The following is a 5600-nucleotide window of genomic DNA, read 5'->3' as shown; positions in this document are numbered from 1 at the left end:
TGTGCTGAGTGTGGCACATGGCATGATAGAGATATCAATGCTGCTAAGAACATCCTTGCGGTCGGGCTTGACCGTCTAGCTGTAGGAATCCCCTCGGTTTAGCGAGGGGAAGAGGTCAAAACACTCAAAATTAGGAATAATCGGTCAAAACAGGCATAATATAGGGCTTGAGTTTTTTTAACTCATAACTTGGGTTTTAAATTCATAAGAAGTATGACTCTGTGCACCATTATGCAACATATTGAGTTAGACGTATTAGTTTAGAGGGTGTGCATGCCGCACAGTCTGTAGAGTTAACCTAACTATATTATTAAAGCTGTGAAAGATACGCCGCTTTAAACACGTTATTTGCTAAGAGAAATAGGAAGCAACATGAAAACATATATTACAGGGACAGGTCTATATATTCCGCCATATAGCATCAGTAATGAAGAGCTTGTTGAATCGTTTAATCAGTATGTTGACAACTATAACAGTCAATACGCCAGCGAAATAGAAGCGGGTACCCGAGAGGCATTAGAGCCTTCATCAGCTGAGTTTATCGAGAAGGTTTCTGGTATCAAGTCACGTTATGTGATGGAAAAGTCAGGCATTTTAGACCCTAATGTCATGACCCCCCTTATTCCTGCTCGTAAATTGGGTGAGAAATTATCAGTGATGGCTGAAATGGGTGTTGATGCCTTGCAGCAAGCTTTAAATGAGGCAGGTATTGAAGCCAGCGATTTGGATGGCATTATCGTGGCTTGTTCGAATTTACCACGTGCTTATCCTGCCTTGGCCATTGAGATACAGGATGCCATTGGTATGGTAGGCGGCTTCGCTTATGATATGAACGTGGCCTGTAGTGCAGCAACTTTTGGTATCGCCCAAGCGGTAGGGTCTATTAAAGGCGGGCTAGGCACTAAGATTGCCGTGGTTAACGTTGAGATTACCACCGCTCATCTTAACTGGCGTAACCGTGACAGCCACTTTATCTTCGGGGATGTGGCCACTGCTTCTATTGTTGAAGCTTCTGATACCCCAAAAGGCTTTGAAATTATCGATAGTAAATTATTTACTCAGTTTTCAACCAATATTAAAAACGAATATGGTTTCTTGGATAAGGGCGAATATTTAGCTGCTGAAGCTGAGCTATATGGAGATTTGCAAGATCCAACCTCCGATAAGCTATTCTTACAAAATGGTCGTAAAGTATTCCGTGAGGTCTGTCCAAAAGTTTCGGAGCTAATCAGTGAGCATCTAGCAGAGAATAACCTGCCTGCCAATGAAGTCAAAATGATGTGGTTGCACCAAGCCAATATCAATATGATTAATCTAATCTTGCGAAGTGTGGTAGGTAAAGATGCGGATCCAGCTATCACGCCGACCGTGATTGATGAGTTTGGCAATACCAGTTCAGCCAGTCCTGTTATTGTATTCCATCGCTTCAAAGACCAACTACAATCAGGCGATTTGGGTGTGATGTGCTCCTTTGGTGCAGGTTACTCAATTGGTTCTGTCTTGCTTAGAAAGGTTTAGTCCCACTCTTGGGATAAGCCGGTGAATTTTAGATAAATTGAGCAGAGCTTCTTATAAAGACAGGTTGCCCTTTAGATAGAGTAAAGGTTGGCTAATGATCTTAAGAGAAGCCTGCTTAAGTGGTTAGGCTTATATTTTAAAAGTCTAGTCTCGGTATTGTGCTTAAAATTTGCTATAATTAGCCACCTTATTTTCACATCAAAATTTTACCAAAAAATTAGTTCCTATTTTTAGTTGTTAATAATTCATTCAATCGTTAATATCGTTTATAACCAAACTCAAGAAAAGATAACTTATGAAAGACTCGTTACGAGAACGCTTAGATCAGATGGTAGATCGCTATGAAGAAGTAACAGCACTGCTTTCTGACCCCGATGTCATCAGTGATAACAACAAGTTTCGTGAGCTCTCAATGGAGCACAACGATTTGACCGAAATCACGACTTTGTGGCAGCGTTACCTTCAGGCTGAAACTGATAAAAAAGATGCTGAAGAGATGCTAAATGATGCAGCTGACCCTGATATGAAGGCGATGATGCAAGAAGAGATTGAAACGGCTGCTGCTGATATCGAAGAGATGGAAGAAGAGCTTAACGTTATGATGCTGCCCAAGGATCCTAACGATAAGGTACCTGCTTTCTTAGAGATTCGTGCGGGTACCGGCGGTGACGAAGCTGCTATTTTCTCAGGCGATTTATTTCGTATGTATGAGCGTTATGCTTCTTCTCAGGGCTGGACCATTGAAATATTGTCTGCTAACGAAGGGGAGCATGGGGGTTATAAAGAAATCATTACTCGGGTTTCGGGTAATGATGTTTACGGCCGCTTAAAGTTTGAGTCTGGCGCACACCGCGTGCAACGTGTCCCTGAAACAGAAAGCCAGGGCCGCGTTCATACTTCAGCCTGTACTGTGGCGGTCATGCCAGAGGTTAAGATTGATGATACGGTTGAGCTAAACCCAGCAGATATCCGCATGGATACATTCCGCTCAAGTGGAGCAGGTGGTCAGCACGTTAACACCACCGACTCTGCAGTACGTTTAACGCATATTCCAACCGGTGTGGTTGCTGAGTGTCAACAAGAACGAAGCCAACATAAAAACCGCGCCAAAGCGATGCAGATGCTAATTGCCCGTATCCAACAAGCCAAAGTACAAGAGCAAGTGGATACTGCAGATGCTCTACGCCGCAACTTGGTAGGTAGTGGAGATCGAAGTGAGCGTATCCGTACTTACAACTTCCCTCAAGGTCGTATGACCGATCACCGTATTAACCTAACGTTGTACAAGTTAGACGCTATTATGGAAGGGGATTTAGATGAGCTGTTAGATGCTCTAACCCGTGAGCACCAAGCCGACTTGATGGCCAGTGTGAGTGGAGAGTAATGCTCTAAGCGTTGAAAACTTAGAACAATATCTTCTTTAGCTGTTTTATAAAATCATTGTCATAAATAATTTGAGAATCTTATGTCTAATCAAAATAATCAAGAACAAGCCCCATCAATCGATGAAACCAATGACCTTATCGCTCAGCGTCAAGCTAAGCTAGATGAGATTGCTGCCTCGGGTAAAGTGGCTTATCCAAACCAGTTCAAACGTACTGATTATGCTGAGGATTTACAAAAGCAGTTTGAAGATATCTCTAAAGAAGAAATCGAAGAAAAAGTAGCTAAAGGCGATAAGACTCAAGTAAATGTAGCGGGTCGTGTCATGCTAAACCGCGGTGCCTTCATTGTTATCCAAGACATGACAGGCCGTATTCAGTTATATGTAGCCCGTAAAGAGCTTGATGAGGACTCTCTAGCATTAATTAAATCTCTAGACCTAGGCGATATTGTTGGGGTTTCTGGATATATTGGTCGATCAGGCAAAGGCGATTTATATGTTCATATTGAACAGATTACTTTATTGACTAAGTCGCTACGTCCAATGCCCAATAAGTTCCATGGCTTGGCAGATACTGAGGCCCGTTATCGTAAACGTCATTTAGATTTAATGACCAATGAAGATAGCCGTAACACCTTTATGATCCGTAGTCAGGTTGTCAGCGGCATTCGTAAATTTATGCTAAATGAGCGCTTTATGGAAGTCGAAACGCCAATGATGCATCCTATCCCAGGTGGGGCAGTAGCCCGTCCATTTGTGACGCATCATAACGCTTTAGACATGCCATTATATTTGCGTATTGCCCCAGAATTATATTTAAAACGTTTGGTTGTGGGCGGCTTTGAGCGTGTGTTCGAGATTAACCGTAGCTTCCGTAATGAAGGCGTGTCAACCCGTCATAACCCTGAATTCACTATGATTGAGTTCTATCAAGCCTATGCAGACTATAAAGACTTGATGGATTTAACTGAGCGCTTATTTAACGAATTAGCGATGGATATTTTAGGGAAAACTGAGCTTACTTATCAAGGTGAGACCATCAGTTTTAAAGCTCCTTTTGCTCGCTTAAGCATGAAAGATGCGATTGCTCAGTACGCAGAAGACTTCGATATGAGCAAAATTGATGACCGTGATTATTTAGCGGATTATGCTCAAAACGTATTAAAGCAGCAAGTAAAAGAAGGCTTTGGTGTTGGTAAGCTACAAACCATTATCTTTGAGGAAACTGCTGAACATAAACTGCGTCAGCCAACTTTCATCACTGAATATCCAGCAGAGACTTCGCCACTAGCCCGTCGCAATGATGAGAATCCAGAAATCACCGATCGTTTTGAGCTATTCATCGGCGGACGTGAAATTGCAAACGGCTTTAGCGAGCTTAACGATCCTGCAGACCAAGCGGAACGTTTCCACAATCAAGTGGCAGAAAAAGAAGCTGGTGATGATGAAGCTATGCACTTTGATGATGACTATATTGAAGCCTTATCTTATGGTTTACCGCCTACCGCAGGTGAGGGCATTGGTATTGATCGCTTAGTTATGCTATTTACTGATGCGGCCAGTATTCGCGATGTGATTTTATTCCCGCATATGCGCATGAAACATTAAGCCAAACCTTAATTTTATATCAAGATTTATGCCTTAAAGTAACGATATATAGGACTGCCTAGAGTGCAGTCCTATATTTTTTTAAATGCCATCAACATAAGTGCAACAGAACCAAAAAAACGGTATAGTAATAACCATTCAAAAACTATTACTTATAATACAGTTCAGCTAAGCACTAAAGTAATTCAAGAGTATCCTATACCTCTTATTTGCTCTGTATAAAAAATTGGAGTTTCCTCGAAGTCTATGTCAAATAATAAACCGCATGCAGAACAAGTGCCAAGCTTTGACTGGAGCGCTATGCTCCATCGTACCTTTTTATCAGTTTATTTAAAGACAAATGATCCTTTAGTAGGTCAAGAAAAGTTTGATTACGCCTTCAAAATTGGTAACCAGTTGTTATATGTCATGACGCATGAACAGATGGTTGCAGTGGAAAGCCCCAATGTGGCAAAGTATATGCTGGCTGAAATAAGACAGCAGGCTGCGACTCATATTACTAAGCGTTTTGAGCAGTTAGTGAGTGATGTGGATTTACCCGTAGTAGAGGATACTCAAGATGTACAGAATATCCATTATATTGGACTTACCTCACTAACACTGGTGCACCAAGATAAAGGTTATCAGGTAGAGCATGAATATGGCAGTAGCTTTTTTCAACAAAAAGGTGCCCTTGATTTAGACGATCAAACTAAGGTTTTACAGCTATTTAGTTTAAACAGCTTTTGTCAACTGGTACAGCTGCTGCAGACCCCAAATGATTTATTAAGTTATTTTGATTATCACTTAACTCAGATGGTCAATCGCAATGACTTTCAAGGGGAGCTAGCGCTGGCGTAACAGTTTTTAAATAGCCCTAATTTTTATCACCAGTCGCCGTAAAACCACCCACTTCAGGGGGTGGATATAAGGCGACACACACTGTCGTAAGAAGTCGTTAAAGGGTTGTAAGCTAAAATTAATCTTGCCATACTAAGCATATGAAAACACTCAAGCTACGCATTAAAGACAAACACATAAAAGAGCTGAATCAGCTAAGCGGTTCAGTGAACTTCGTGTGGAACTATATTAATGCACTTTGCTTTGAGCA

General features: G+C 41.6%; 4 protein-coding genes and 2 pseudogenes. All 6 read left to right on the top strand.

The genetic code is table 11. From position 1 onward, the window contains the following. Positions 1 to 102, top strand: a pseudogene (locus tag A1019T_RS13760) (RNA-guided endonuclease TnpB family protein); the annotation flags it as partial. Between the two features lie 270 nt (positions 103 to 372). After that, positions 373 to 1518 (top strand): beta-ketoacyl-ACP synthase III, encoded by a 1146-nt coding sequence (locus A1019T_RS10900; RefSeq protein WP_077451661.1) that lies wholly within the window; start codon positions 373 to 375, stop codon positions 1516 to 1518. Between the two features lie 295 nt (positions 1519 to 1813). Further along, positions 1814 to 2902 carry a peptide chain release factor 1 gene (prfA, locus tag A1019T_RS10895; RefSeq protein ID WP_077451660.1) on the top strand — a complete coding sequence of 363 codons (1089 nt, stop codon included), beginning with the start codon at positions 1814 to 1816 and terminating at the stop codon, positions 2900 to 2902. A gap of 81 nt (positions 2903 to 2983) precedes the next feature. Beyond that, positions 2984 to 4510, top strand: a complete 1527-nt coding sequence (gene lysS, locus A1019T_RS10890) for a lysine--tRNA ligase (RefSeq protein ID WP_077451659.1) — start codon at positions 2984 to 2986, stop codon at positions 4508 to 4510. 246 nt (positions 4511 to 4756) lie between these two features. Next, the gene (locus tag A1019T_RS10885) at positions 4757 to 5350 is read left to right on the top strand and encodes a hypothetical protein (protein ID WP_077451658.1); all 594 of its coding nucleotides are present in this window, start codon (positions 4757 to 4759) and stop codon (positions 5348 to 5350) included. A 140-nt stretch (positions 5351 to 5490) separates the two neighbouring features. Next, positions 5491 to 5600 (top strand): annotated as a pseudogene (locus tag A1019T_RS13755) (RNA-guided endonuclease InsQ/TnpB family protein); the annotation flags it as partial.

The organism is Psychrobacter piechaudii (assembly GCF_900162825.1).
GTDB lineage: Bacteria > Pseudomonadota > Gammaproteobacteria > Pseudomonadales > Moraxellaceae > Psychrobacter > Psychrobacter piechaudii.
This window is presented reverse-complemented; position numbering and strand designations above follow the sequence as displayed.